18 protein-coding genes are annotated in these 21,945 nt (G+C 61.4%); 10 read left to right on the top strand and 8 right to left on the bottom strand.

The features are described 5' to 3' along the window. The first annotated feature begins 4 nt into the window (after positions 1 to 4). The 3 genes from lon to AB7933_RS21710 all read left to right on the top strand — a co-directional run bounded on the left by lon (position 5) and on the right by AB7933_RS21710 (position 4,928). A complete protein-coding gene (lon, locus tag AB7933_RS21720; RefSeq protein ID WP_024076271.1) occupies positions 5 to 2,401 on the top strand; it encodes an endopeptidase La in 2,397 nt (798 codons plus the stop codon). Positions 2,402 to 2,549: 148 nt separating this feature from the next. Beyond that, positions 2,550 to 2,822 (top strand): HU family DNA-binding protein, encoded by a 273-nt coding sequence (locus AB7933_RS21715; protein WP_003174819.1) that lies wholly within the window; start codon positions 2,550 to 2,552, stop codon positions 2,820 to 2,822. Positions 2,823 to 3,053: 231 nt separating this feature from the next. Beyond that, entirely contained in the window at positions 3,054 to 4,928 is a 1,875-nt protein-coding gene (locus AB7933_RS21710; RefSeq protein WP_024076270.1) for a SurA N-terminal domain-containing protein, read from the top strand. Positions 4,929 to 5,032: 104 nt separating this feature from the next. On the opposite strand, the gene AB7933_RS21705 is transcribed toward AB7933_RS21710, so the two are convergent. Next, positions 5,033 to 6,226 (bottom strand): MFS transporter, encoded by a 1,194-nt coding sequence (locus AB7933_RS21705; RefSeq protein ID WP_024076269.1) that lies wholly within the window; start codon positions 6,224 to 6,226, stop codon positions 5,033 to 5,035. Between the two features lie 120 nt (positions 6,227 to 6,346). Between AB7933_RS21705 and AB7933_RS21700 the strand changes: the two genes are divergently transcribed. Together AB7933_RS21700 and AB7933_RS21695 are read left to right on the top strand one after the other, a co-directional pair. After that, positions 6,347 to 7,246 (top strand): LysR family transcriptional regulator, encoded by a 900-nt coding sequence (locus tag AB7933_RS21700; protein ID WP_024076268.1) that lies wholly within the window; start codon positions 6,347 to 6,349, stop codon positions 7,244 to 7,246. Positions 7,247 to 7,335: 89 nt separating this feature from the next. Next, positions 7,336 to 8,130 (top strand): DUF2242 domain-containing protein, encoded by a 795-nt coding sequence (locus tag AB7933_RS21695; RefSeq protein ID WP_024076267.1) that lies wholly within the window; start codon positions 7,336 to 7,338, stop codon positions 8,128 to 8,130. Between the two features lies 1 nt (position 8,131). Here the strand turns inward: AB7933_RS21695 and aceE are convergent, their stop codons facing one another. Next, on the bottom strand, positions 8,132 to 10,792 hold the full coding sequence (gene aceE, locus AB7933_RS21690) for a pyruvate dehydrogenase (acetyl-transferring), homodimeric type (protein WP_024076266.1): 2,661 nt from the start codon (positions 10,790 to 10,792) through the stop codon (positions 8,132 to 8,134). A gap of 144 nt (positions 10,793 to 10,936) precedes the next feature. On the opposite strand from aceE, the gene AB7933_RS21685 reads away from it, so the two are divergent. Continuing rightward, on the top strand, positions 10,937 to 11,413 hold the full coding sequence (locus AB7933_RS21685; RefSeq protein WP_024076265.1) for a MarR family winged helix-turn-helix transcriptional regulator: 477 nt from the start codon (positions 10,937 to 10,939) through the stop codon (positions 11,411 to 11,413). 56 nt (positions 11,414 to 11,469) lie between these two features. Here AB7933_RS21685 and AB7933_RS21680 read toward each other — a convergent pair whose 3' ends face one another. After that, the gene (locus tag AB7933_RS21680) at positions 11,470 to 12,474 is read right to left on the bottom strand and encodes a transketolase-like TK C-terminal-containing protein (protein ID WP_024076264.1); all 1,005 of its coding nucleotides are present in this window, start codon (positions 12,472 to 12,474) and stop codon (positions 11,470 to 11,472) included. A 188-nt stretch (positions 12,475 to 12,662) separates the two neighbouring features. On the opposite strand from AB7933_RS21680, the gene AB7933_RS21675 reads away from it, so the two are divergent. Continuing rightward, positions 12,663 to 12,800 carry a hypothetical protein gene (locus AB7933_RS21675; protein WP_158244169.1) on the top strand — a complete coding sequence of 46 codons (138 nt, stop codon included), beginning with the start codon at positions 12,663 to 12,665 and terminating at the stop codon, positions 12,798 to 12,800. 8 nt (positions 12,801 to 12,808) lie between these two features. Here AB7933_RS21675 and AB7933_RS21670 read toward each other — a convergent pair whose 3' ends face one another. Further along, positions 12,809 to 13,843 carry an AraC family transcriptional regulator gene (locus AB7933_RS21670; RefSeq protein ID WP_024076263.1) on the bottom strand — a complete coding sequence of 345 codons (1,035 nt, stop codon included), beginning with the start codon at positions 13,841 to 13,843 and terminating at the stop codon, positions 12,809 to 12,811. Between the two features lie 4 nt (positions 13,844 to 13,847). Next, positions 13,848 to 14,978, bottom strand: a complete 1,131-nt coding sequence (locus AB7933_RS21665) for a carbon-nitrogen hydrolase family protein (RefSeq protein WP_024076262.1) — start codon at positions 14,976 to 14,978, stop codon at positions 13,848 to 13,850. 212 nt (positions 14,979 to 15,190) lie between these two features. On the opposite strand from AB7933_RS21665, the gene AB7933_RS21660 reads away from it, so the two are divergent. After that, entirely contained in the window at positions 15,191 to 17,230 is a 2,040-nt protein-coding gene (locus AB7933_RS21660; RefSeq protein ID WP_024076261.1) for an NADPH-dependent 2,4-dienoyl-CoA reductase, read from the top strand. Positions 17,231 to 17,288: 58 nt separating this feature from the next. Beyond that, positions 17,289 to 18,179, top strand: coding sequence for a 1-aminocyclopropane-1-carboxylate deaminase/D-cysteine desulfhydrase (locus AB7933_RS21655; protein WP_024076260.1), 891 nt, complete (start codon positions 17,289 to 17,291; stop codon positions 18,177 to 18,179). Here the strand turns inward: AB7933_RS21655 and AB7933_RS21650 are convergent. The 3 genes from AB7933_RS21650 to AB7933_RS21640 form a co-directional block, all read right to left on the bottom strand. After that, the gene (locus tag AB7933_RS21650; RefSeq protein ID WP_024076259.1) at positions 18,176 to 18,721 is read right to left on the bottom strand and encodes a cytochrome b; all 546 of its coding nucleotides are present in this window, start codon (positions 18,719 to 18,721) and stop codon (positions 18,176 to 18,178) included. The two genes, AB7933_RS21655 and AB7933_RS21650, sit on opposite strands and share 4 nt — an antisense overlap. A 114-nt stretch (positions 18,722 to 18,835) precedes the next feature. Further along, positions 18,836 to 19,663 (bottom strand): phosphonoacetaldehyde hydrolase, encoded by an 828-nt coding sequence (gene phnX, locus AB7933_RS21645; protein WP_024076258.1) that lies wholly within the window; start codon positions 19,661 to 19,663, stop codon positions 18,836 to 18,838. Positions 19,664 to 19,692: 29 nt separating this feature from the next. Beyond that, positions 19,693 to 20,802, bottom strand: a complete 1,110-nt coding sequence (locus tag AB7933_RS21640; protein ID WP_024076257.1) for a 2-aminoethylphosphonate--pyruvate transaminase — start codon at positions 20,800 to 20,802, stop codon at positions 19,693 to 19,695. A 125-nt stretch (positions 20,803 to 20,927) separates the two neighbouring features. Here AB7933_RS21640 and AB7933_RS21635 point away from each other — a divergent pair, with 125 nt between their 5' ends. Further along, positions 20,928 to 21,836: a LysR substrate-binding domain-containing protein gene (locus tag AB7933_RS21635; RefSeq protein ID WP_024076256.1), complete on the top strand. Its 909-nt coding sequence runs from the start codon at positions 20,928 to 20,930 to the stop codon at positions 21,834 to 21,836. Positions 21,837 to 21,945: the final 109 nt, after the last annotated feature.

The raw sequence follows: 21,945 nt of genomic DNA, 5'->3' as shown, positions 1-21,945 counted from the left end.
AATCATGAAGACAACCATCGAATTGCCTCTCCTGCCGTTGCGTGATGTCGTCGTCTATCCGCACATGGTTATCCCGCTGTTCGTGGGGCGCGAGAAGTCTATCGAAGCCCTCGAGGCTGCGATGACGGGCGACAAGCAGATCCTGCTGTTGGCCCAGAAAAATCCTGCTGATGATGATCCAGGCGAAGATGCCTTGTATCGCGTCGGCACTGTTGCGACTGTGTTGCAACTGCTCAAGCTGCCGGATGGCACCGTCAAGGTGCTGGTGGAAGGTGAGCAACGCGGCGCGGTGGAGCGTTTCATGGAGGTGGACGGCCACCTGCGCGCGGAAGTGGCGCTGATCGACGAAGCCGAGGCCCCTGAGCGCGAATCTGAAGTGTTTGTACGCAGCTTGCTTTCGCAGTTCGAGCAATATGTGCAGCTGGGCAAGAAAGTCCCGGCGGAAGTCCTGTCGTCCCTCAACAGCATCGATGAGCCAAGCCGCCTGGTCGACACCATGGCCGCGCACATGGCGCTGAAGATCGAACAGAAGCAAGACATTCTCGAAATCATCGACCTGTCGGCCCGTGTCGAGCACGTGCTGGCGCTGCTGGATGCCGAAATCGACCTGCTGCAGGTCGAGAAGCGCATACGTGGTCGTGTGAAGAAACAAATGGAGCGCAGCCAGCGCGAGTACTACTTGAATGAGCAGATGAAGGCCATTCAGAAAGAGCTCGGCGACAGCGAGGAAGGCCACAACGAAATCGAAGAGCTGAAAAAACGCATCGATGCCGCTGGCCTGCCGAAAGATGCCCTGACCAAAGCCAATGCCGAGCTGAACAAGCTCAAGCAAATGTCGCCGATGTCGGCCGAGGCCACTGTGGTCCGGTCCTATATCGACTGGCTGGTACAGGTGCCGTGGAAGGCTCAGACCAAGGTGCGTCTGGACCTGGCCCGCGCTGAAGACATTCTTGACGCCGACCACTACGGCCTCGAAGAAGTCAAAGAGCGCATCCTCGAATATCTTGCCGTGCAAAAGCGCGTGAAGAAAATTCGTGGTCCGGTGTTGTGCCTGGTTGGTCCACCGGGCGTGGGTAAAACCTCCCTGGCCGAGTCCATTGCCAATGCCACTAACCGTAAATTCGTGCGCATGGCACTTGGTGGCGTACGTGATGAAGCGGAAATCCGTGGTCATCGCCGCACTTACATTGGCTCGATGCCAGGAAGATTGATTCAAAAGATGACAAAGGTGGGTGTGCGCAACCCGCTGTTCCTGCTCGATGAAATCGACAAAATGGGCAGCGACATGCGTGGCGATCCGGCGTCTGCCTTGCTCGAAGTGCTCGACCCCGAGCAGAACCACAATTTCAACGACCATTACCTGGAAGTCGACTACGACTTGTCCGACGTAATGTTCCTGTGCACCTCCAACTCCATGAACATTCCGCCAGCTTTGCTGGACCGGATGGAGGTGATTCGTCTGCCGGGTTACACCGAGGACGAGAAGATCAACATCGCGGTCAAATACCTCGCGCCCAAGCAGATTTCGGCCAATGGCCTGAAGAAAGGCGAGATCGAATTCGAGGTCGAGGCCATTCGCGACTTGGTGCGTTACTACACCCGCGAGGCCGGCGTGCGGGGGCTTGAGCGCCAGATTGCGAAGATTTGCCGCAAGGCGGTCAAGGAACATGCGCTGGAAAAACGTTTCTCGGTGAAGGTTGCCGCCGACTCCCTGGAGCACTTCCTGGGCGTACGTAAATTCCGTTACGGCCTGGCGGAGCAGCAGGATCAGGTCGGGCAGGTGACTGGCCTGGCGTGGACCCAGGTGGGCGGCGAGTTGCTGACCATCGAAGCCGCGGTGATCCCGGGTAAGGGCCAACTGATCAAGACCGGTTCCCTCGGTGACGTGATGGTCGAATCCATCACCGCTGCCCAGACCGTGGTGCGCAGTCGTGCCCGAAGCCTGGGGATCCCTCTGGACTTCCACGAGAAGCACGACACTCACATCCACATGCCGGAAGGGGCGACCCCTAAAGACGGCCCTAGCGCAGGCGTAGGCATGTGCACGGCCCTGGTCTCGGCCCTGACCGGCATTCCCGTGCGCGCCGATGTGGCCATGACCGGGGAAATCACCCTGCGTGGCCAGGTATTGGCTATCGGTGGCCTGAAAGAGAAATTGCTTGCTGCACATCGGGGTGGAATCAAGACGGTGATCATTCCTGAAGAGAATGTTCGCGACTTGAAGGAAATTCCTGACAATATCAAGCAAGATCTTCAGATTAAACCGGTTAAATGGATTGACGAAGTCCTGCAAATTGCGCTGCAATACGCGCCGGAGCCCTTGCCGGATGTGGCTCCGGAGATAGTCGCGAAGGACGAAAAACGCGAGTCTGATTCCAAGGAAAGAATTAGCACGCATTAATGCGTTAAAGCCTGGGGGCTTCCTTGACAGCTTTTTAGAGCCCTTGTTATAAAGCGGCTCTTAAGTGTCTGTAGGCCATTCAGCACTGGTTTTTGCTTTCACCAAAAAACTTAGAATCATACTCAATAGATATATAAGGGGACTTAGAGTGAACAAGTCGGAACTGATTGATGCTATCGCCGCATCCGCTGATATCCCGAAAGCTGCTGCTGGCCGTGCGCTGGACGCAGTAATCGAATCCGTCACTGGCGCTCTGAAGGCCGGCGACTCGGTGGTACTGGTAGGCTTCGGTACTTTCTCTGTGACTGACCGCCCAGCTCGCACTGGCCGTAACCCACAGACTGGCAAAGCACTGCAAATCGCTGCTGCCAAAAAACCAGGTTTCAAAGCCGGTAAAGCCCTGAAAGAAGCCGTTAACTAAGTTTCGATCAAGCCTTTACCTACCCGGGTCCGACGCAGGTCTGGCCTGGCAGCGGAGCGGAAGCTGACCCACTTATCCATCGGGTCGCCACGCCGGGGGTGTGGGTTCAAACCCCCGTCCGCTCCGCCAGTTACGAGAAGGCGCATCCTCGGATGCGCCTTTCTTCTATCCGGACTCTACCCACGCTCCACGGTTGCCTAATTTTGAAGTTCAACCGTTTCTGGGGGACGCATGCTGCAGAATATCAGGGACAATTCACAAGGCTGGATTGCCAAGACCATTATCGGGATCATCGTCGCATTGATGGCGTTCACCGGTATCGAGGCCATTTTCCAGGCTTCGACCAACACCAAGCAGGACGTGGCCAAGGTCAACGGTGAAGTAATCACCCAGACCGAACTGAGCCAGGCCGTCGACATGCAACGTCGTCAGCTCATGCAACAGCTGGGCAAGGATTTTGATGCCTCCCTGCTGGACGAAAAATTGCTGCGCGATGCAGCCCTCAAGGGCCTGATCGATCGCAAGCTGCTGCTGCAAGGTGCGGCTGACTCCAAGTTCGGCTTCTCCGAAGCGGCACTGGACCAAGTGATCCTGCAGACGCCGGAATTCCAGGTCGACGGCAAATTCAGTGCCGAACGCTTTGACCAAGTGATTCGTCAACTGGGCTACAGCCGTCTGCAGTTCCGTCAGATGCTGACCCAGGAAATGCTGATCGGCCAGGTTCGCGCAGGCATCGCCGGCAGCGGTTTTGTGACCGACGCCGAGGTACTGGCATTCGCCCGCCTGGAAAAACAGACCCGCGATTTCGCCACCGTCAATATCAAGGCCAACCCTGCGGCGGTGAAGCTCACCGACGACGAGGTCAAGGCTTACTATGACCAGCACGCCAAGGAATTCATGACCCCGGACCAGGTAGTCATCGACTATCTGGAACTGAAGAAGTCGTCCTTCTTCGACCAGGTTACCGTCAAGGACGAAGACCTGCAGGCTGCCTATCAGAAAGAAACCGCCAACCTCGCTGAACAGCGTCGTGCGGCGCACATCCTGATTGAAGTCAACGACAAGGTCAGCGAGGCGCAAGCCAAGGCCAAGATCGAGGAAATCCAGGCGCGCCTGGCCAAGGGCGAGAAGTTCGAAGCCCTGGCCAAGGAGTTTTCCCAGGATCCAGGTTCGGCCAACAATGGTGGCGACCTGGGTTATGCCGGCCCAGGCGTTTACGATCCGGACTTCGAGACTGCCTTGTATGCATTGAACAAGGATCAGGTCTCGGCGCCGGTACGCAGCAGCTTCGGTTGGCACCTGATCAAGCTGTTGGGTGTCGAGGCACCGCAAGTGCCGACATTTGCCAGCCTGAAAGACAAGCTGACCCGCGAACTCAAGACCCAGCAGGTCGAGCAGCGTTTCGTCGAAGCGACCAAGCAATTGGAAGATGCGGCATTCGAAGCTTCCGACCTGGCCCAGCCAGCCTCTGACCTCAAGCTGACCGTGCACACCTCCGCGCCATTTGGCCGTGAAGGTGGCGAAGGCATTGCGGCCAACCGTGCCGTGGTCACCGCTGCATTCAGCCCGGAAGTGTTGGATGAGGGTGCCAACAGCACCGCCATCGAGCTGGATCCGGAAACCATCATCGTGCTGCGTGCCAAAGAGCACCTCAAGCCTAAGCAACTGCCGCTGGAAAGCGTTGCGGCCGCGATCCGTACGCAGATGGCCAAGGAACGCGCCAGCGCGGCTGCCAAGGCTCACGCTGACGAGTTGATCGCCAGCTTGCGTGATGGCAAGACTCCGCTGAACCAGCCAGTCGATGGCCAGGCCTGGAAAGTCACTGAAGCGGCGACCCGTAGCCAGGAAACGATTGACCCAGCTGTTCTGCAAGCGCTGTTCCGCATGCCCAAGCCCGTGGCCAAGGACAAGCCGACCTTCACCACCGTGACCCTGGCTGACGGTAGCCTGGTGATCGTGCGCTTGAATGGTGTCAACGAAGCCGCCGCCCCATCGGACGAAGAAAAGGCGCAATACCGCCGCTTCCTCGCTTCCCGCGTGGGTCAGCAAGACTTCGCGGCGTACCGCAAGCAGTTGGAAAGCAAGGCTGATATCAAGAAGTATTGATGTCGGTTTGAACAAAAGCCCTCGGCCTGAAAGGACCTGGGGCTTTTTTATGTGTGTCCCGTCCTGAATAAGGTTTACACCTCCTGACCTATCTTCAGGAGGACTCAAGGGATTGAGGTAGAAGGCGCAGCCTGTGATGCACCGGCCAACGCCAGTAGCATCAACAGCACCACCGCCCATGGAAACGCCGCAACCCCCCAGCCCTCAAGCAACACCCCGCCGGCCAGCCCGCCGCCCGCTATCCCCAGGTTCCATACGGTCACCAGCATCGATTGCGCGGCATCCGCCGACGCGCCTGCCGATTTGGCCAGTGCGGTCTGCAACAATGCGGGCAGGCCGCCAAATGCCAGGCCCCAGAGGGCGATAGCCACGTAGATGACGGCGGGTATGTTGATCCAGAACGCCAGCCCCACGGCTATCAAGCCAAACAGCGCACAACTGATCAGCAGCAGTGTATGCAACCAACGATCAATCAACAGGCCGGCTAACCAGATGCTCAGCAGCGCCGCCAGGCCAAACACCAGTAGCACCCGGTCGATATCGGCGGTGATCGCGGCAGGCGCCAGCAGCGGGGCGATGTAGGTGTAGAGAATGTTGTGGGCGAGCACGTAGGTAAAGGTCACCCATAACACCGGACGAATACCTGGCAAGGTCAATACTTCACGCATTCCCAAGCGTTTTCCTGGCGGTTCGCCGGCAAAGTCAGGGAGCTGCCAGCGCGCCCAGATCAACAGCACCAGCGTCAGCCCGGTCATGATCGCAAAGCTCAGGCGCCAGCCTACAACGGTGCCTAGGAATGTGCCGGCGGGCACACCCAGTGACAAGGCCAATGGCGCGCCCAGCATCGCTACGGCGATCGCCCGGCCTTGCAAGTGCGGAGCAACCATCCGGCTTGCATAGCCTGCCAACAACGCCCAGAGCAGGCCGGCGAAGACCCCGGCAAAAAAGCGGGCCCCCAGGGTCAGCCCATAGTGACTGGACAGCGCCGTGACACTGTTGACCAGCGCGAAACCACCGATGGCGACCAGTAACAATGGCCGCCGACGCCAGCCTCGGGTCAGCAGCGTCAACGGTATCGCCGCGAGTAGTGACCCAAGCGCGTAGAGAGTGACCAATTGACCGACGAGCGCAGGCGATACGTCGAGGCCTTCGCCCATCTGCGGCAGGAGCCCGGCGGGCATGGCTTCAGTGAGGATGGTGATAAACCCGGCGCACGCCAGGGCCAGCAAGCCGCCCAGCGGTAGTACGTCAGGCTGGGCTGTCGTTGGGCAATCGGTCAGTGAAGGGCTGTTGCTCATAGCGCTCTATCCATGCAAAGGGGCAAGGGGGGCAGAGTAGGGGGCTGTGAGCAACGGAAAAACAGGCTAAGGTTCTGAACTTATCGGACACCTATGTCCGCAATACTCAAGGATTCGTTCATGGACAGCCTGAGCAGTCTCTCGGTATTTGTGCAGGTGGCGGAGACTCGCAGCTTTACGGCTGCCGGTCGCGTGCTGGGGGTGTCATCGTCGGCGGTGGGTAAAAGCATCGCACGCATGGAAGAGCGCCTGGGCGTAAGGCTATTTCACCGCAGCACGCGCAGTATCACCTTGACCAGTGAGGGTGCGCTGTTCCTTGAGCGCTCACGGCGCATCCTGGCCGAGGTCGAGGCGGCCGAGCAGGAGTTGACGCAAGCCGGGGCCATCCCTCGGGGTAAGTTGCGCATCAGTGTGCCGCAGGTGCGCGGCCTGTTGATGCCGGTGCTCAGCGACTTTATGCGCGCCTACCCGGCTATCGAATTGGATGTGGATTTTTCCGACCGTATGGTGGACGTGATCGAGGAGGGTTTCGATGCGGTGATTCGCACCGGTAAACCGGAAGATTCGCGCTTGATGGCGCGGCATCTGGGCTATTACCAGTTGGTGCTGGTCGGCACCCCCGGTTACTTCGACCAACATGGCACCCCGCAGCAGCCGCAGGACCTGAGCCGCCATGCCTGCCTGCGCCATAAATTCTGCGCCACCGGCAAGCTGGAAAACTGGCCATTGCGCCAGGTGCCAGGCATTGCCGAGCCGACACTGCGCGCACCGCTGGTCAGTACCACCATCGAGTCCCTCAACCATGTGGTGCTTGAGGGGTTGGGTATCGCTTGCCTTCCGGACTACATGGTCAACCAGGCCGTGGAGCAGGGGCGTTTACAGCGTGTACTGGACGACTACCTCGAGCACCGGGGTAGTTTCTGGATGTTGTGGCCATCAAGTCGCCATGCCTCGGCCAAACTCCGCGTGTTTATTGACCATATGTGTGCCGGGCTTTTTCCTGTAGGCACCGATGTGTAGGCCTGTGACGTTTTACCGACAGGAATGCGCGCGCCAAGGCCTCGTTCTGTTGCACAATACCGCCCTGACTGTTTTCCTCAGGATTTTCAATGTCGACATCATTTCACTTGCGTAGCCTCGGGTTGGCGCTGGTGCTGGCGGGCGCCGCGGGCTGCTCGTCACCCAAGACCGCTATTTATGAACATGAAAATTTCGACGACTCTGGTACGTTTTCCCGGGATTACCCGGTCACTGACGTGGCAGCGTGCGAGGCCGCACGGCGTGCCCTGCTGAGCCAGGGCTACATCATCACCAGCAGCGATCCGAAACTGGTAGTGGGTAACAAGAGTTTCCAGCAGACCGGCGAGACTCACCTGCAAATCAGCTTCAACGTGGTGTGTGCCGATGACGGCAAGGGCAAAAACCACTCGACGATGTTCGCCAACGCCCTGCAGGACCGCTATGCGCTGAAGAAGGTCAATAACTCCGCAAGCCTGGGGGTGGGCGTGCTGGGCTCGGTGTCGATGCCGATTGGCTCCACCGATGACTCGATGGTGAAGGTGGCGAGCGAGACCGTCTCGGCGCCGAAGTTCTACGAGCGCTACTTTGCCCTGGTGGACGTGTTCCTGCCTCAGGAAGTCAAGAAGGCGGCGCATATTCCAGAGACGCCCAAGGCGGACCTGGGGGTACCGGAACCCAAGGTCGCCCCAGCGGCCGAGAAAACGCCAACGCCGAAGGAAGCACCCGCGGCGCCGGCCGCCTCGGAGCCGGTTGTACCTGCGCCGGAGGCTGCGCCGATTGCCCCGCAGGCAGAACCGACACCTGCACCGACACCAGCGCCAACCACGTCGGACCTGCCGCCGCCGACAGAGCCGATTCCACCCCTGCCGACGCCTGCACAGTAAATCAGACCGCTACGGGATTGGTCTTGTCGACATTGATTCCGTAGCGCCTGATCGCCTCACTGACTTTGTCGCGTCCGATCAACCCGTCGTCGGCCAGCGCCTTCAGTGCCGCCAGCACGATGAAATGCCGGTCCACCTCGAAGAACTCGCGCAAGGTTTCCCGTGTATCCGACTGCCCGAAGCCGTCCGTGCCCAGCGCAACAAAGCGCCGGTTTGCCACGAAGGGGCGGATCTGGTCGGCGAAGAGCTTCATGTAGTCAGTGGCCACCACCACCGGGCCCATCTGTCCGGCCAGGCATTGTTCGACGTAACTCAAGCGCGGTTCACGTTCCGGGTGCAGCAGGTTCCAGCGTTCCGCTTCATGCCCATCACGGCGCAACTCGGTCAGGCTGGGCGCACTCCATACGGTGCTGTGTACGGCGAAATCCTTGTCGAGCAATGCAGCCGCAGCGATCACTTCCCGCAGGATCGAACCACTGCCCATCAATTGCACCTTTGCTTGCTGATGAGTACTCAGGGGATACAAACCCTTGAGAATGCCTTCTTCCACGGCTTCGGGCATTGCCGGGTGTGGGTAGTTCTCGTTGAGCAGGGTGATGTAGTAGTAAATATCCTCCTGCTCGACATACATGCGCCGCATGCCCTCGCGAATGATCACCGCCAGCTCGTAGGCAAAGGTCGGGTCATACGACACACAGCAGGGAATCACTGACGCCAGGATATGGCTATGCCCATCGTCATGCTGCAAGCCTTCGCCCATCAGGGTGGTGCGCCCGGCCGTGGCGCCCAGCAGGAAACCGCGCGCCCGTGCGTCGCCAGCCGCCCAGGCCAGGTCGCCGACGCGCTGGAAGCCGAACATCGAGTAGAAAATGTAGAAGGGTATGGTCATCAGGGCGTGGTTGCTGTAGGACGTACTCGCCGCGATCCAGGAGGAAATGGCGCCAGATTCATTCAGGCCTTCCTGCATGATCTGTCCGTCCTTACTCTCCTTGTAGTAGCTCAGTTGCCCAGCGTCCTGTGGGGTGTAGAGCTGGCCGACGGCGGAGTGGATACCTATCTGACGGAAGAGGCTTTCCATACCGAAGGTGCGTGATTCGTCCGGCACGATGGGTACGACCCGCTTGCCTAGGTGCGGATCCTTGAGCAGCGTGCCGAGGATCCGCACAAAGGCCATGGTGGTGGAGATGGCGCGCTCGCCGGTGTCTTTGAGCTGGGTGGCGAAGGCGCTCAGCTCCGGAATCTGCAGTGACTCGACGGCGGTGTGGCGCGCTGGCACATAGCCGCCCAACGCTAGGCGCCGTGCGGCGAAGTAGCGAGCCTCTTCGCTCTCGGCGGCTGGCTTGAGGTAAGGGATTTCGGCCAACTGCTCATCAGGCACTTCCAGGCCGAAGCGGTCGCGGAAGGCTTTGACGGCATCGGCGCCCATTTTTTTCAGTTGGTGGTTAATGTTCTGGCCTTCGCCAGCTTCGCCCATGCCAAAACCCTTGACGGTTTTCGCCAGGATCACCGTGGGCTGGCCGGTATGACGCACAGCGGCAGCATAGGCGTTATAGACCTTGTCGGGGTCATGACCGCCTCGTGAAAGTTTCCAGATATCCTCGTCGGACAGGTCTGCAACCAGTGCCAGCAACTCTGGGTATTTGCCGAAGAAATGTTCGCGCACATAGGCGCCATCCTGGGATTTGTAGTTCTGATAATCGCCGTCCACGCACTCCATCATGCGTTGGCGCAGCAGCCCGCTCTGGTCTTTTTCCAGCAGCGCGTCCCAGCCACTGCCCCAGATCACCTTGATCACATTCCAGCCCGCCGCGCGGTAGAGGCTTTCGAATTCCTGGATCACCTTGGCATTGCCGCGTACCGGGCCGTCCAGGCGTTGCAGGTTGCAGTTGACCACGAAGATCAGGTTGTCGAGCTTTTCGCGCCCGGCCAGGGAAATGGCGGCCATTGATTCCGGCTGGTCCATTTCGCCATCACCGAGGAACGCCCAGACCTTGCGGCCCTGGTGCTGCTTGAGCGCGCGCAACTCCAGGTAGCGCATAAAGCGCGCCTGGTAGGCGGCGGTGATCGGCCCGAGCCCCATGGACACGGTGGGGAATTGCCAGAAGTCCGGCATCAATCGTGGGTGGGGGTAGGACGATAAGCCCTGGCCACCGGCCTCGCGCCGGAAGTTGTCCAACTGCGCTTCGCTGATGCGGCCTTCGAGGTAGGCACGCGCGTAGATGCCTGGGGAGGAGTGACCCTGGATGTACACCAGGTCGCCATCGAACGTGTCGGTGCGCCCACGGAAAAAATGGTCGAAGCCGACGTCATACAGCACGGCGGCCGACGCATAGGTGGCGATATGCCCACCGACACCGGAATGTTTGCCGGCGCGCAGCACCATGGCCATGGCATTCCAGCGGATAAACGCATTGGTGCGGCGTTCGATGGCCAGGTTGCCGGGGTAGGGCAGCTGGCGGTCTACCGGGATCGTGTTGATGTAGGGCGTGGTCACCCGCCCGTAGAAGTCACCATGCCGCGCCACGTCGAAATCCAGCAACTGGTCGATCAGGTAGTGGGCGCGCGGGCGGCCTTCGGTGGACAGCACCGACTCGATGGACTCCAGCCACTCGCGGGTTTCCTGTGGATCTGCGTCGCGTCTGACTGTGTTATTCGGGGTCATGTGAGGCTCCAGGGTAGGCGGATTTCAAGTGGTGGGCTCCTTGTGGGAGTGTTGCAATATGATTGCAATTGCAACTACATGAGCGAATCTAGCGCGGGATGAGCTACTATTGCAACCTTCTTGAAATCCACCGGATGGTGTTGCATGTCGTCGAAAGAGCCCGATGTATGGTTCCGTTTTGTCAGGGCCCACAGGACGGTCATCCGTGAAATCGAGCGCCGCCTGGCGGCCGCCGACTTGCCGCCTTACGCCTGGTACGACGCACTGTGGGGCCTGGAAAGCGGCCCCGAAGGCACCCGCCGCATGCACGAGTTGGCCGATGTGCTGGCCATCGAGCGCTATAACCTCACACGCCTGGTAGACCGCCTGGAAAAGGACGGCCTGGTAGTGCGTTCACGCTCCGACGGCGATGGTCGCGCGGCATTTGCGTCGATCACCGATGCCGGCCGGGCATTGCGTAAAAAAATGTGGAAGATCTACGAAAGCACGGTGGACGAGTTGTTCCTGTCGCAGATCGAACCGGAGCAGCGCCAGGCGTTTGCCGAGGCGTTGGAGCGTACTGCCGGGATGGCGATGGCGGCAGGTGTTCAAACCCGTGGCCGACGCAAGTCGGAAGCTTGATGCCGATCCCATGTGGGAGGGCGCAAGTCCCCTCCCACAATGGCGTGCATGCCTGTTCATTTCAGTGCATACCGGTTTATCGCCAGGTCCACCTGCCGGGCATCAATAAGCCCTTCTTCCGCCAAGGCGTTCAATGCCAATACCGCAATCCAGTAGCGACTGGGCGCGGTCGCCTGCACCGAACCGGCTCCCAGCGCCACGAACCGCGCATCCACATACGCCGCCAACTGATCGACAATTGCCTGCGGATAACCGGTGACGGCAATGACCGGCGCCGCATTTCCGGCCAGGCAATCACGTAAGTGGCAGCTGCGTTTGGGGGCCGTCGGATGTAGGCGATTCCAGCGTTCAGTGGTCGCCGCTTCACGGGCCAACCGCGTATAGCTGGGACAGCTCCACAGTTGGGCCGTGATCTTCCAATCCTCTTCCAACAATCGCGCCGCCTGAACGACTTCTTCCAGCGCCCGGCCTGCGCCGAGCAATCGCACATCCCATGAGGGACCGCCCTGGATCGGGTACATGCCCTTGAGCGCATCCTCACGGTCCTGTGCGCTCAAGGGCACTGCGCTTGCGTGGTCATGCAGCGCCAGGTAATAGAAGCCCGGTTGGCCTTCGACATACAGCGTGCGCAACCCTGCCAGCACAATCGCCTGGGCTTCCTCGCCCGAAGCCGGGTCGTAGGGCGTGCAGCGCGGATGGGTCGCCAGCCATATCGGCAGGGACGGCTGCGTGCCCTTGGGCCAGGGGGAGGCGTGGTTTTCGATGTCGTTGCACAAGATGCCGCGCTGCGTCGTCTCCGCCGTCAAGGCGCATAACTGCGCAGACGACACGGCGCTGTGCAGGTACAGCAGCGGTTTTTCCCCGGTATTGCGTGCGAACCAGCTGGGCCATCCATCTACGCGCCGGGAGTGGGACTGGCCGCGGATCACCCAGGCCTGTCGGCTGGATTCCAGGGTGTTGGCGATGCTCATCACGGTGTATAGCGGTGAGCGGCAGGCCGTTGTCGCACAACTCAAGGCGTCGAGACAGAGCTGCGCGGCGCGGGCGGTAGCGGTGGTCATAGGGAGGGCACCTGGCGACGAATGCCCTTACCTTAGTGGAAATCGGTATGTTATTGCAATTGCAATGATTGCAATTGTACTTAAAGCCTCCTGTGCTAAATCCGTATAACGCTGCTACGTTTAATCTTGGAGTGCAGGAACGTCATGACGTCGACATATTTTCGTCATCACGGCACTTTAGGCTGGCTGTGCAGGTCATCTGTCTGCAGCCGCTTTTAATTCAAAACAAGGAGCCCACCATGGACGATTACCAGGAAGAACTGCTGGAGTACCAGGCCTTTGAACTGGACCCTCTGGATCCGGCCGATGACGCCACCGAGCTGTAAGACCGACTTCAGGCGGAGTGCCGCTGACTGCGGCGAAATTCCCCTGGGGTCTGGTTGTTCCACCGCCTGAACGCCCGTTGAAAGGCTTGGGCCGAGGCAAAACCGAGCAAATAGGCGATCTCGCCGAACGCCAGTTCCGTATCGCGAATGTAAGTCATGGCCAGGTCGCGGCGGGTGTCGTTGAGGATTGCGCGAAACTGAGTGCCTTCTTCGGCCAGTTTGCGGCGTAGCGTCCAGGTGGGCAGCTTCAAGCGTGCCGCCACTTCTTCCAGGTCGGGTTCCCGGCCACCATTGAGCATCGGCCCGAGCAACCGGGTAATGCGCTCGCGCAGGCTGCGGGTGCGAGTCAGCTGCTCCAATTCCCTTTCACACAATTGCAGCAAGAGTTGCCACGTGCTTGGACAGTGCTGTGGGTTGCGCAGGGCCAGGGTTTGCTGGCTGAGGCGCAGTTGATTGATGTCGGCGCCGAAATGGACCAGGCCGTCACCCAGCATGCTGTACTGGTCGCTGTACTCGGGGGCGTCGAATTCAATCTCGATGCGCTGTGCCTGCACCGGTTGCTGGGCCAGGCTCGACAGTTGGTGCAGCCACCCGGCGATGATCGAGTCCACCACAAAGCGGTTGTAGGCGTTGTAGGGGCTGATGGAATAGAAGCGCAGCCAGGCGCCTTCGGCATCCTCATGAAAACTCGATTGCCCGCGATAGTTGGAACCGTACAGCGCTTCGAAGCGTGTGAGGGTGCGCGCCGCTTCACGCACGTTGGGGGCCTGGGCGGCCGTGACCCCGGCCAGGCCGGCCTGGCTCAAGCGACTGAGTTGGCCCATGCGCAGGCCCAGGGCCTGGTCGCCGGTGAGTTGGATGGCGGCATGGCCCAGGCGCATATAGCGCGGGATCGACAAGCGCGCGCCCGCTTCGGCGAGGCGTGCCGGGTCAAGGCCGTATTGCAGCAGCAGGGGGTGCGGGTCGAGGCCGTGGCTGTGGATTGCGTCGGCCAGGGTGTGCACGAAGCCCACCGACAGATCCCCCAGGCGCACCGGTTTCACGGCATTACAACCAGATATTCAGCAGGCGTGCGCCGCGGGCGTCGCCGTCGGCGATGATTTGCCCGTTGCTGCTGAGGAAACTGTGCCCGGCAGTGCCCAGGTCCCAGAACTGCCCACGCAGGAACACGCTCATGCCGGCGCTGGCCTGGCTGATGGCGGGCTGGCTGATGAGGGTGAGACGGCGCCAGGCCTCGCCCTCGCTGAGCTCTTCGGGCTTGAGGCTGATTTCCGGTGGGGTGGACACACTTTTGAAGCCACGCCATGGGCGGTCCCAGGTGTCGCGACCGATGACAAACGCCGGCACCGCGATCAGCTGTGCGCCTTGTTCGTTGAGCTTGCGATAGTTGTCCGGGTACCAGCTGTCACTGCCGATCAGGATACCCAGGCGTCCAGCCGGGGTGTCGACTACGCTGACGATGGTTTCATCGCCCGGCTCGATAAAACCGCGCTCATCGTAGATCGGGTAGAGCTGGCGTTGCGGCTGGCCCACGGGCAAACCGTCGGCGGCAAACACCAGGCTGGCGTTGTACAGCGCACCATGGCCGACCTGCAAGTGACCTTGGCGGACGCTGGGGTTGGGCAGGGCGATGGAGCCGGCCACCAGGGTCACGCCAAATTCCTTGGCCAGGCCGCCGAACAGTACCTGGTAATCGCGCGCCATCTCCGGGGCTTTCATGCGCAGGTAGGCATCGTCCATGCGGTTATCGCCGGTGGCGCTGATCCAGGCCCGCAGGAACTGCAACGGGTTGCTGATCGACAGCCAATTCATCGCATCTTTGACATGGGTCGCTTGGTACAGCTCGTTTTTCTCACCGCCGAGCATCAGCCAGGTGCCGATGTGTTCCGGCAGCACCACGATGGTCTTTTCATTGATCAGCCCCTGGTCGCGGGCTTTTTGCAGGTAGGCCGCCAGCTTCAGGTGCAGGCGTTCCAGGCTCTGGTAGTCAGCGGGGAACAGCTCGGGCTGGATGCCCAGCAGATTGCCGCGGTCGGCCGGCTGGCCTTCGTTGACGGCCAGGGTAATGCGCAGGTCGGACAGGTAATGCGCCACGGGGCGCTCCTGGGTCCAGACCAGATACGCGGCGATGGCGGCAACCAGGGCCATGGTGACGGTAAGAACGAGAAGTTTACGCATGGGGGAACAGACAACGGACCAAGTGCAGGGTTCGCACCTAGGGTAGGGCCCATGCCCCGGCTTGCCAAGGGGCACTGTGCATTTGGATCAATAACTTGTCAGTTTCAGTCATTGAGCCGTCATCCCTCGCCTCTTAGTCTGTGGGACATAAACCGATGACGGGCCCTACGAGCCTGCCACACCCCCGTGATGATCCGTTGTGGAGCTTGACCATGACCGCTGCTGCGTACCCGCACCTGCTGGCCCCGTTGGACCTGGGTTTTACCACCTTGCGCAACCGTACCCTGATGGGCTCGATGCACACCGGCCTGGAAGAGAAACCGGGCGGTTTCGAGCGCATGGCGGCCTATTTTGCCGAGCGCGCCCGTGGCGGCGTGGGCCTGATGGTCACCGGCGGCATTGGCCCGAACGACGAAGGCGGGGTGTATGCCGGCGCGGCCAAGCTGACCACCGAGCAGGAGGCGCAGAAGCACAGGATCGTCACGCAGGCCGTCCATGACGCGGGCGGCAAGATCTGCATGCAGATCCTCCACGCTGGCCGTTATGCCTACAGCCCCAAGCAGGTCGCGCCGAGTGCGATCCAGGCACCGATCAACCCGTTCAAGCCCAAGGAGCTGGACGAGGCGGGCATCGAAAAGCAGATCCAGGATTTCGTCACCTGCTCGCTGCTGGCCCAGTCCGCCGCGTACGACGGCGTGGAAATCATGGGCTCCGAAGGCTACTTCATTAACCAGTTCCTCGCCGCTCATACCAACCACCGTACCGACCGTTGGGGCGGCAGCTACGAAAACCGCATGCGCCTGGCGGTCGAGATTGTGCGCCGGGTGCGCGAAGCGGTGGGCCCGAACTTCATTATTATCTTCCGCCTGTCGATGCTCGACCTGGTCGAAGGCGGCAGCACCTGGGAAGAAATCGTGCAGTTGGCCAAGGCCATCGAGCAGGCCGGCGCCACGCTCATCAACACCGGGATTGGCTGGCACGAAGCGCGTATCCCGACCATCGCGACCAAGGTACCGCGTGGCGCCTTCAGTAAAGTCACCGCCAAGTTGCGTGGCGCGGTGCAGATTCCGCTGATCACCACCAACCGCATCAACACCCCGGAGATTGCCGAGCAGATCCTTGCCGAAGGCGATGCCGACATGGTCTCGATGGCACGACCGTTTCTCGCTGACCCGGAGTTGGTCAACAAGGCCGCTGCCGGTCGCGCCGATGAAATCAACACCTGTATCGGCTGCAACCAGGCCTGCCTGGACCACACCTTTGGCGGCAAGCTGACCACTTGCCTGGTCAACCCGCGGGCGTGCTACGAGACCGAGCTGAACTACCTGCCGGTGAAACAGATCAAGAAAGTCGCCGTGGTCGGCGCCGGCCCCGCAGGCCTGGCAGCGGCTACCGTGGCGGCTGAGCGCGGCCATCAAGTCACGTTGTTTGACTCCGCCAGCGAGATCGGCGGCCAGTTCAATATCGCCAAGCGCATACCGGGCAAGGAAGAGTTCTTCGAAACCCTGCGCTACTTCAAGCGCAAGTTGCAGACCACCCACGTCGAGGTGTGCCTCAACACCCGTGTGGATGTCGCGCAACTGGTGGCGGGCGGCTATGACGAGATTATCCTGGCCACCGGCATTGCGCCACGCACCCCGGCGATCCCGGGTATCGACAATGCCAAGGTGCTGAGCTACCTGGACGTGATCCTTGAGCGTAAGCCGGTGGGCAAGCGCGTCGCGGTGATCGGTGCCGGTGGCATCGGCTTTGATGTGTCGGAATTCCTCGTGCACCAGGGCGTCTCCACCAGCCTGGACCGTGATGCGTTCTGGAAAGAGTGGGGCATCGACACCCAACTGCAAGCCCGTGGCGGCGTGGCCGGGATCAAGCCCGAGCGTCATGCACCGGCGCGCGATGTGTTCCTGCTGCAACGCAAGGCTTCCAAGGTCGGCGACGGCCTGGGCAAGACCACCGGCTGGATTCACCGCACCGGGTTGAAGAACAAGCAGGTGCAGATGCTCAACAGCGTCGAATACTTGAAGATCGACGATGAGGGCCTGCATATCCGCATCGGCGCCGAGGGCGAGCCGCAGCTGTTGGCGGTGGACAATATCGTCATCTGTGCCGGCCAGGATCCGTTGCGCGAATTGCAGGACGGCCTGGTCGCCGCGGGCCAGCACGTGCACTTGATCGGCGGTGCCGATGTGGCGGCCGAGCTGGACGCCAAGCGCGCCATCAACCAGGGCTCGCGCCTGGCGGCCGAGCTGTAAGGAACCGAGGCGGGGCGGTGTTAGACTACCGCCCCTTTTTCATGCAGATGTTCCCCCGATGGGTCCCTTCGATTGGCTTCCCTGTGCGCCGCTTGAACCCTTGCCGCTGGACTGGCTGAACGGGGTCGAACTGGCCGTGCTGCGCCTGGACCGCATCGACCCGCTGATCAGCGGCAACAAGTGGTTCAAGCTCACCGGGCACTTGGCCCAGGCGCAACAGGCCGGTGCGAACGGAATCATCAGCCTGGGCGGAGCGCACTCCAACCATTTGCACGCGCTGGCGGCGGCGGGCAAACGCTTCGGTTTCCCTACCGTCGGCCTGTTGCGCGGCCATCCTCAAGACACCCCCACCGTGGTCGACCTGAAAGCCTTCGGCATGCAGTTGCATTGGCTGGGGTATGGCGGCTATCGCGCACGTCACGAACCTGGATTCTGGGCACCATGGCGTGAGCAGTATCCGGACTTACATCCTGTGCCCGAAGGCGGCGGCACGCTCTGCGGGGCGTCGGGGTGTGGCGTGTTGGTCGAGCAGGCTCGCGCGCAGTTGGGCAACCTGGGGTGGGCGGATTACACGGCCTGGTGGCTGGCGGCGGGCACTGGCACCACCCTGGCGGGCCTGGTGCTGGCAGAGGCTGGTGCGCATCCGGTGTTTGGCGCAATGGCGGTGCCGGATGATCACGGTGTCGCGCAAAACGTGCAGGCCATCGTGCAGCAGGGATATGAACTGCTGGACGCCAGCCGGGGTGGGTTTGCCAAGGTCGACCCACTCCTGCTCGACTTTATCGACGCCACCGAACAGGCCTGCGGTGTGCCGCTCGAGCCGCTGTACACCGGCAAGGCGTTGCTGGCGTTGAAGCAACAGGTCGAGGCCGGACGCTTCGGTCGCGGCACTCGCCTGATCTTCGTCCATACGGGCGGCTTGCAGGGCCGTCGTGGGATTGGCGCCTAGCGCTTGGGCATCATGCGCAACACCGTGTTATCGCGCATGAAGTAATGGTGGTAAAGGCCGGCCACCGCGTGCAGCCCGATCAACCAATAACCGATCGAACCGCCCAGTTCGTGCCATTCCTTGATCTGCTTGGCCAGGTCCTTGTTTTCACCGATCAGCAGCGGTAACTCGACCCCGTAGAACATCACGGAATGCCCTTGGGCGCTGACGATCAGCCAACCGGCGATCGGCATGCCGATCATGAACACGTACAGCGCCAGATGCATCAGGGTCGCCAGCGAGGACTGCCATTGCGGGGGGGCCGGAACGATCTTCGGTGCAACGCCCAGGCTGCGTGCAAACAGGCGCAGCCACACCAGCACAAACACGGTCAGGCCGAACATGAAGTGCATTTCGACGATCAACGCCCGCCCGCCACTGCCTTTGGGAAAGATCCCGCGAAACTCAATGCAGGCGTAGACCACCGCCAGCAACACCACCATCAACCAGTGCAACGCAATCGACATGGTGCTGTAGCGTGTATCGGAATTTTTCCACGGCATCGCTTTCTTCCTCACTCATCAGGGCAAACCTCCGTTCTTTGGCGACGAAGTCCTTTTACTGTAAGCCTGTTTTGCCGGATTTGCCCGACGCGAATGCCGTTGTGTTGACCTTGATCAGTGCGCTTGCGGCATTTCACCGCGCGCCAGGCGCTGGTTGATGTCCGTGATCACCGCCGGCAGGTCGCTGATGGTGTCGATCAGGTAGTGCGGGCGCGAGGCTTGGAACAGCGTCTCGATGCGCGTGCGTTCGCTGGCCAGGGTGGCGCTGTCCAGTGCGCGAAATTGCGCGTAGGTCAGGCCCAGGGCGTTGCCGGAGCAGGTCAGGGCCACGGTCCACATCCCGGCGCGGCGGCCTTCGAGAATGCCCGGGACGGTGTCGTCGACCTTGACGCAGGCCGCCACATCGTCAATGCCCAGCGCGATCACGTTGGCCAGGGCCTGGGCCGGCCATGGACGGCCATTGGGGACTTCGTCGGTGGCAACCACGTGGTCGGCGCTATAGCCGTTGCGGGCCGCCAGGGCGACAACCTTGTCCATCACTGGCTTGGGGTAGCCCGAGCAGGAACCGATCTTGATCCCCTGTGCACGCAGCGCCGCGATGGTGTCGAGGGCGCCGGGGATCAGGGCCGAGTGTGCGGCGATTTTCTCGATCTGCAAGGGCATGAAGCGCTGGTAGATGGCGGTGACGTCGTCATCGCTGGGCGTGCGGCCGAACACCTTGCGGTAGCGCTCGGCGACCGCCGGTTGGTCGCAGAGGGTGCGGATATGGTCCCACTTGCCCATGCCCATCGGGCCACGGGCTTCTTCGATCGAGACGTGCACGTCGAACTCGGCGAAGGCTTCGACAAAGATCTGCGTGGGAGCGAACGAACCGAAGTCGACTACGGTGCCAGCCCAGTCGAGGATGACGGCCTGGAGGGTGTTGGGGGTTTGATAGTTCATGGGTCGAATCCTGTGGGTCATGGGGAGAATCAAATGTCCAACACTTCCATCTCTTGCAGCACCTGGGCGACTGCCGCCACCGCCGCCTGCATCTCGGCGATATCGACGTGGCCGATGCAGCCGACGCGGAAGGTCTCGACCTGGGTCAATTTGCCGGGATACAGAATGAAACCCTTGGCCTTGACCCGTTCGTAGAACGCCTTGAACTGGTAGCGCGGGTCTTTTGGCGCGTGGAAGGTGACGATGATCGGCGCCTGGATCGCTGCCGGCAGGAAGCTGCGCAGGCCCAGTTCGGCCATGCCGTCGAGCAACGCCTGGCAGTTATTGGCGTAGCGCTGATGGCGCGCGGGCAGGCCGCCCTCTTCGTGGTAGTGCAGCAGCGCTTCGTGCAGGGCGGCGACCACGTGGGTGGGCGGGGTGAAGCGCCATTGGCCGGTCTTGGCCATGTAGCTGTGCTGCTCGAACAGGTCCATCGCCAGGGAGTGGCAGTTGCCTTGGGCGGCGGCCAGCGCCTGTTTTTCGGCGAAGACAAAGCCCATGCCGGGCACGCCCTCCAGGCATTTGCCCGAGGCGGCGATCAACGCCTCGAACGGCACTTGGCGGGCATCGATCGGCAGTGCGCCGAACGAGCTCATGGCGTCGACGATCAGGCGCTTGCCGTGGCGTTTGACCACCTCGGCGATCTGCGGCAGCGGATTCAGAATGCCGGTGCTGGTTTCGCAGTGGATCAAGGCGACGTGGGTGATGGCCGGGTCGGCGTGCAGCAGGCGGTCGACGTCGGCGGCGGTAGTGGGTTCGTCCTCGGCGGTCGCAAAGGTGCTGAACGTACGGCCGAGTACTTCACAGATCTTCGCCAGGCGTTTGCCATAGGCGCCGTTGATCAGCACCAGCACCTTGCCGTCGCGGGGCACCAGGGTGCCGATGGCGGCTTCGACGGCGAAGGTGCCGCTGCCCTGCAAGGGGATGCAATGGTGGCTTTCGGCACCGTTGAGGATCGCCAGCAGTTGCGCGCAGGTGCTGGCAGTGAGTTGGTTGAAACGGTCATCCCATGACCCCCAATCCACCATCATTGCCTGGCGAGTGCGGGCAGAGGTGGTCAAGGGGCCAGGTGTCAGCAGGATCGGCGCGGCAGTGCTCATCTCAAGTCCTTGCAAGCTGTTCGGGGGTGAAGCTACGGCGCCTAAATTGCAGTTTGGCTTGTTATCAATCAAATTGTTTGTTGTTATGCGAGCTATCAGTCAGGCCGATAGCCAGGTCAATCCCCATGAACCTGTTCCAATTGCGCGCATTCGATGCCGTGGCCCGCGAGGGCAGCTTTACCCGTGCGGCAGCGCGGCTGTTCATCAGCCAGCCGGCGGTCACCGGGCATATCAAGGCCCTGGAAGAGCACTACCAGATCCCGCTGTTGCGTCGCACGGCGCGGCGGGTCGAGTTGACCGAGGAGGGCGCGCGCCTGGCGGCGATCACGCGCGCGATCTTCGGCCTGGTCGACGAGGCGCAGACCCTGCTGGAGGCCAATCGACAATTGCTCTCCGGGCGCCTGGAAGTGGCGGCGGACGGCCCGCACCTGGTGATGCCGATGATTGCCAGCCTGCGTGCGCGTTACCCCGGCATCACCGTCAACCTGCGCTTGGGCAATGCCCAGGAAACCCTGGCGGCGTTGCTGGCCGAGCACGTGGATGTAGCGGTGCTGACTGAGGTGGAGCCGCGCAATGGCTTGCACCTGCAACCCTTGGGCGAGTCGCGGATTTGCGCGTTGGTACCGGCCAGCCACCCGTGGGCGACGCTGCCCAAGGGCATTGGCCTGGAGCAATTGAACGAGGTGATCATGGTGCTGCGCGAGCCCGGCTCCATCACCCGACGCACCTTCGACGACGCCTGCCTGGCGACCAATGTGCAACCCAGGGTGTTGCTGGAACTGGACAGCCGCGAGGCGGTGACCGAAGCCGTCGCGGCTGAATTGGGGGTCGGCGTGGTGTCGTCGATGGAGGTCAGCCAGGACCCGCGCGTGCAGGCGGTGCCGATCCGCGGCGAGGGGCTGCTGAACCGGCATATGCTCGGGTGCATGGAGCGGCGCCGGTCGTTGCGTTTGATTCAGGCGTTCTTTGAGCTGGCGCCAATGAAGGGCTTGGTGCCGGAGCAGGATGCGACGATCAAACCCTTGCGAACCTGAGGGGTATGGCCGGTTTTTGGTGGATCAGAGCGTTTTTGCCCTATAAACTCTGCCCCCAAAGCGCCGGCCAGTAGACGTTTCGGCGCGATGGACGAGAAGAGAGTGAGTC

The organism is Pseudomonas gorinensis, from assembly GCF_042015035.1.
Taxonomy (GTDB): domain Bacteria; phylum Pseudomonadota; class Gammaproteobacteria; order Pseudomonadales; family Pseudomonadaceae; genus Aquipseudomonas; species Aquipseudomonas gorinensis.
The sequence above is the reverse complement of the archived record's forward strand: the minus strand, read 5'-3'. Positions and strand labels throughout refer to the sequence as shown.

Excerpts from the sequence above, each read along its gene's own strand:
- lon (WP_024076271.1), top strand. The coding sequence starts at position 5 with ATGAAGACAACCATCGAATTGCCTCTCCTGCCGTTGCGTGATGTCGTC.
- AB7933_RS21710 (WP_024076270.1), top strand. The coding sequence starts at position 3,054 with ATGCTGCAGAATATCAGGGACAATTCACAAGGCTGGATTGCCAAGACC.
- AB7933_RS21705 (WP_024076269.1), bottom strand. The coding sequence starts at position 6,226 with ATGAGCAACAGCCCTTCACTGACCGATTGCCCAACGACAGCCCAGCCT.
- AB7933_RS21700 (WP_024076268.1), top strand. The coding sequence starts at position 6,347 with ATGGACAGCCTGAGCAGTCTCTCGGTATTTGTGCAGGTGGCGGAGACT.
- AB7933_RS21695 (WP_024076267.1), top strand. The coding sequence starts at position 7,336 with ATGTCGACATCATTTCACTTGCGTAGCCTCGGGTTGGCGCTGGTGCTG.
- aceE (WP_024076266.1), bottom strand. The coding sequence starts at position 10,792 with ATGACCCCGAATAACACAGTCAGACGCGACGCAGATCCACAGGAAACC.
- AB7933_RS21685 (WP_024076265.1), top strand. The coding sequence starts at position 10,937 with ATGTCGTCGAAAGAGCCCGATGTATGGTTCCGTTTTGTCAGGGCCCAC.
- AB7933_RS21680 (WP_024076264.1), bottom strand. The coding sequence starts at position 12,474 with ATGACCACCGCTACCGCCCGCGCCGCGCAGCTCTGTCTCGACGCCTTG.
- AB7933_RS21665 (WP_024076262.1), bottom strand. The coding sequence starts at position 14,978 with ATGCGTAAACTTCTCGTTCTTACCGTCACCATGGCCCTGGTTGCCGCC.
- AB7933_RS21660 (WP_024076261.1), top strand. The coding sequence starts at position 15,191 with ATGACCGCTGCTGCGTACCCGCACCTGCTGGCCCCGTTGGACCTGGGT.
- AB7933_RS21655 (WP_024076260.1), top strand. The coding sequence starts at position 17,289 with ATGGGTCCCTTCGATTGGCTTCCCTGTGCGCCGCTTGAACCCTTGCCG.
- AB7933_RS21650 (WP_024076259.1), bottom strand. The coding sequence starts at position 18,721 with ATGCCGTGGAAAAATTCCGATACACGCTACAGCACCATGTCGATTGCG.
- phnX (WP_024076258.1), bottom strand. The coding sequence starts at position 19,663 with ATGAACTATCAAACCCCCAACACCCTCCAGGCCGTCATCCTCGACTGG.
- AB7933_RS21640 (WP_024076257.1), bottom strand. The coding sequence starts at position 20,802 with ATGAGCACTGCCGCGCCGATCCTGCTGACACCTGGCCCCTTGACCACC.
- AB7933_RS21635 (WP_024076256.1), top strand. The coding sequence starts at position 20,928 with ATGAACCTGTTCCAATTGCGCGCATTCGATGCCGTGGCCCGCGAGGGC.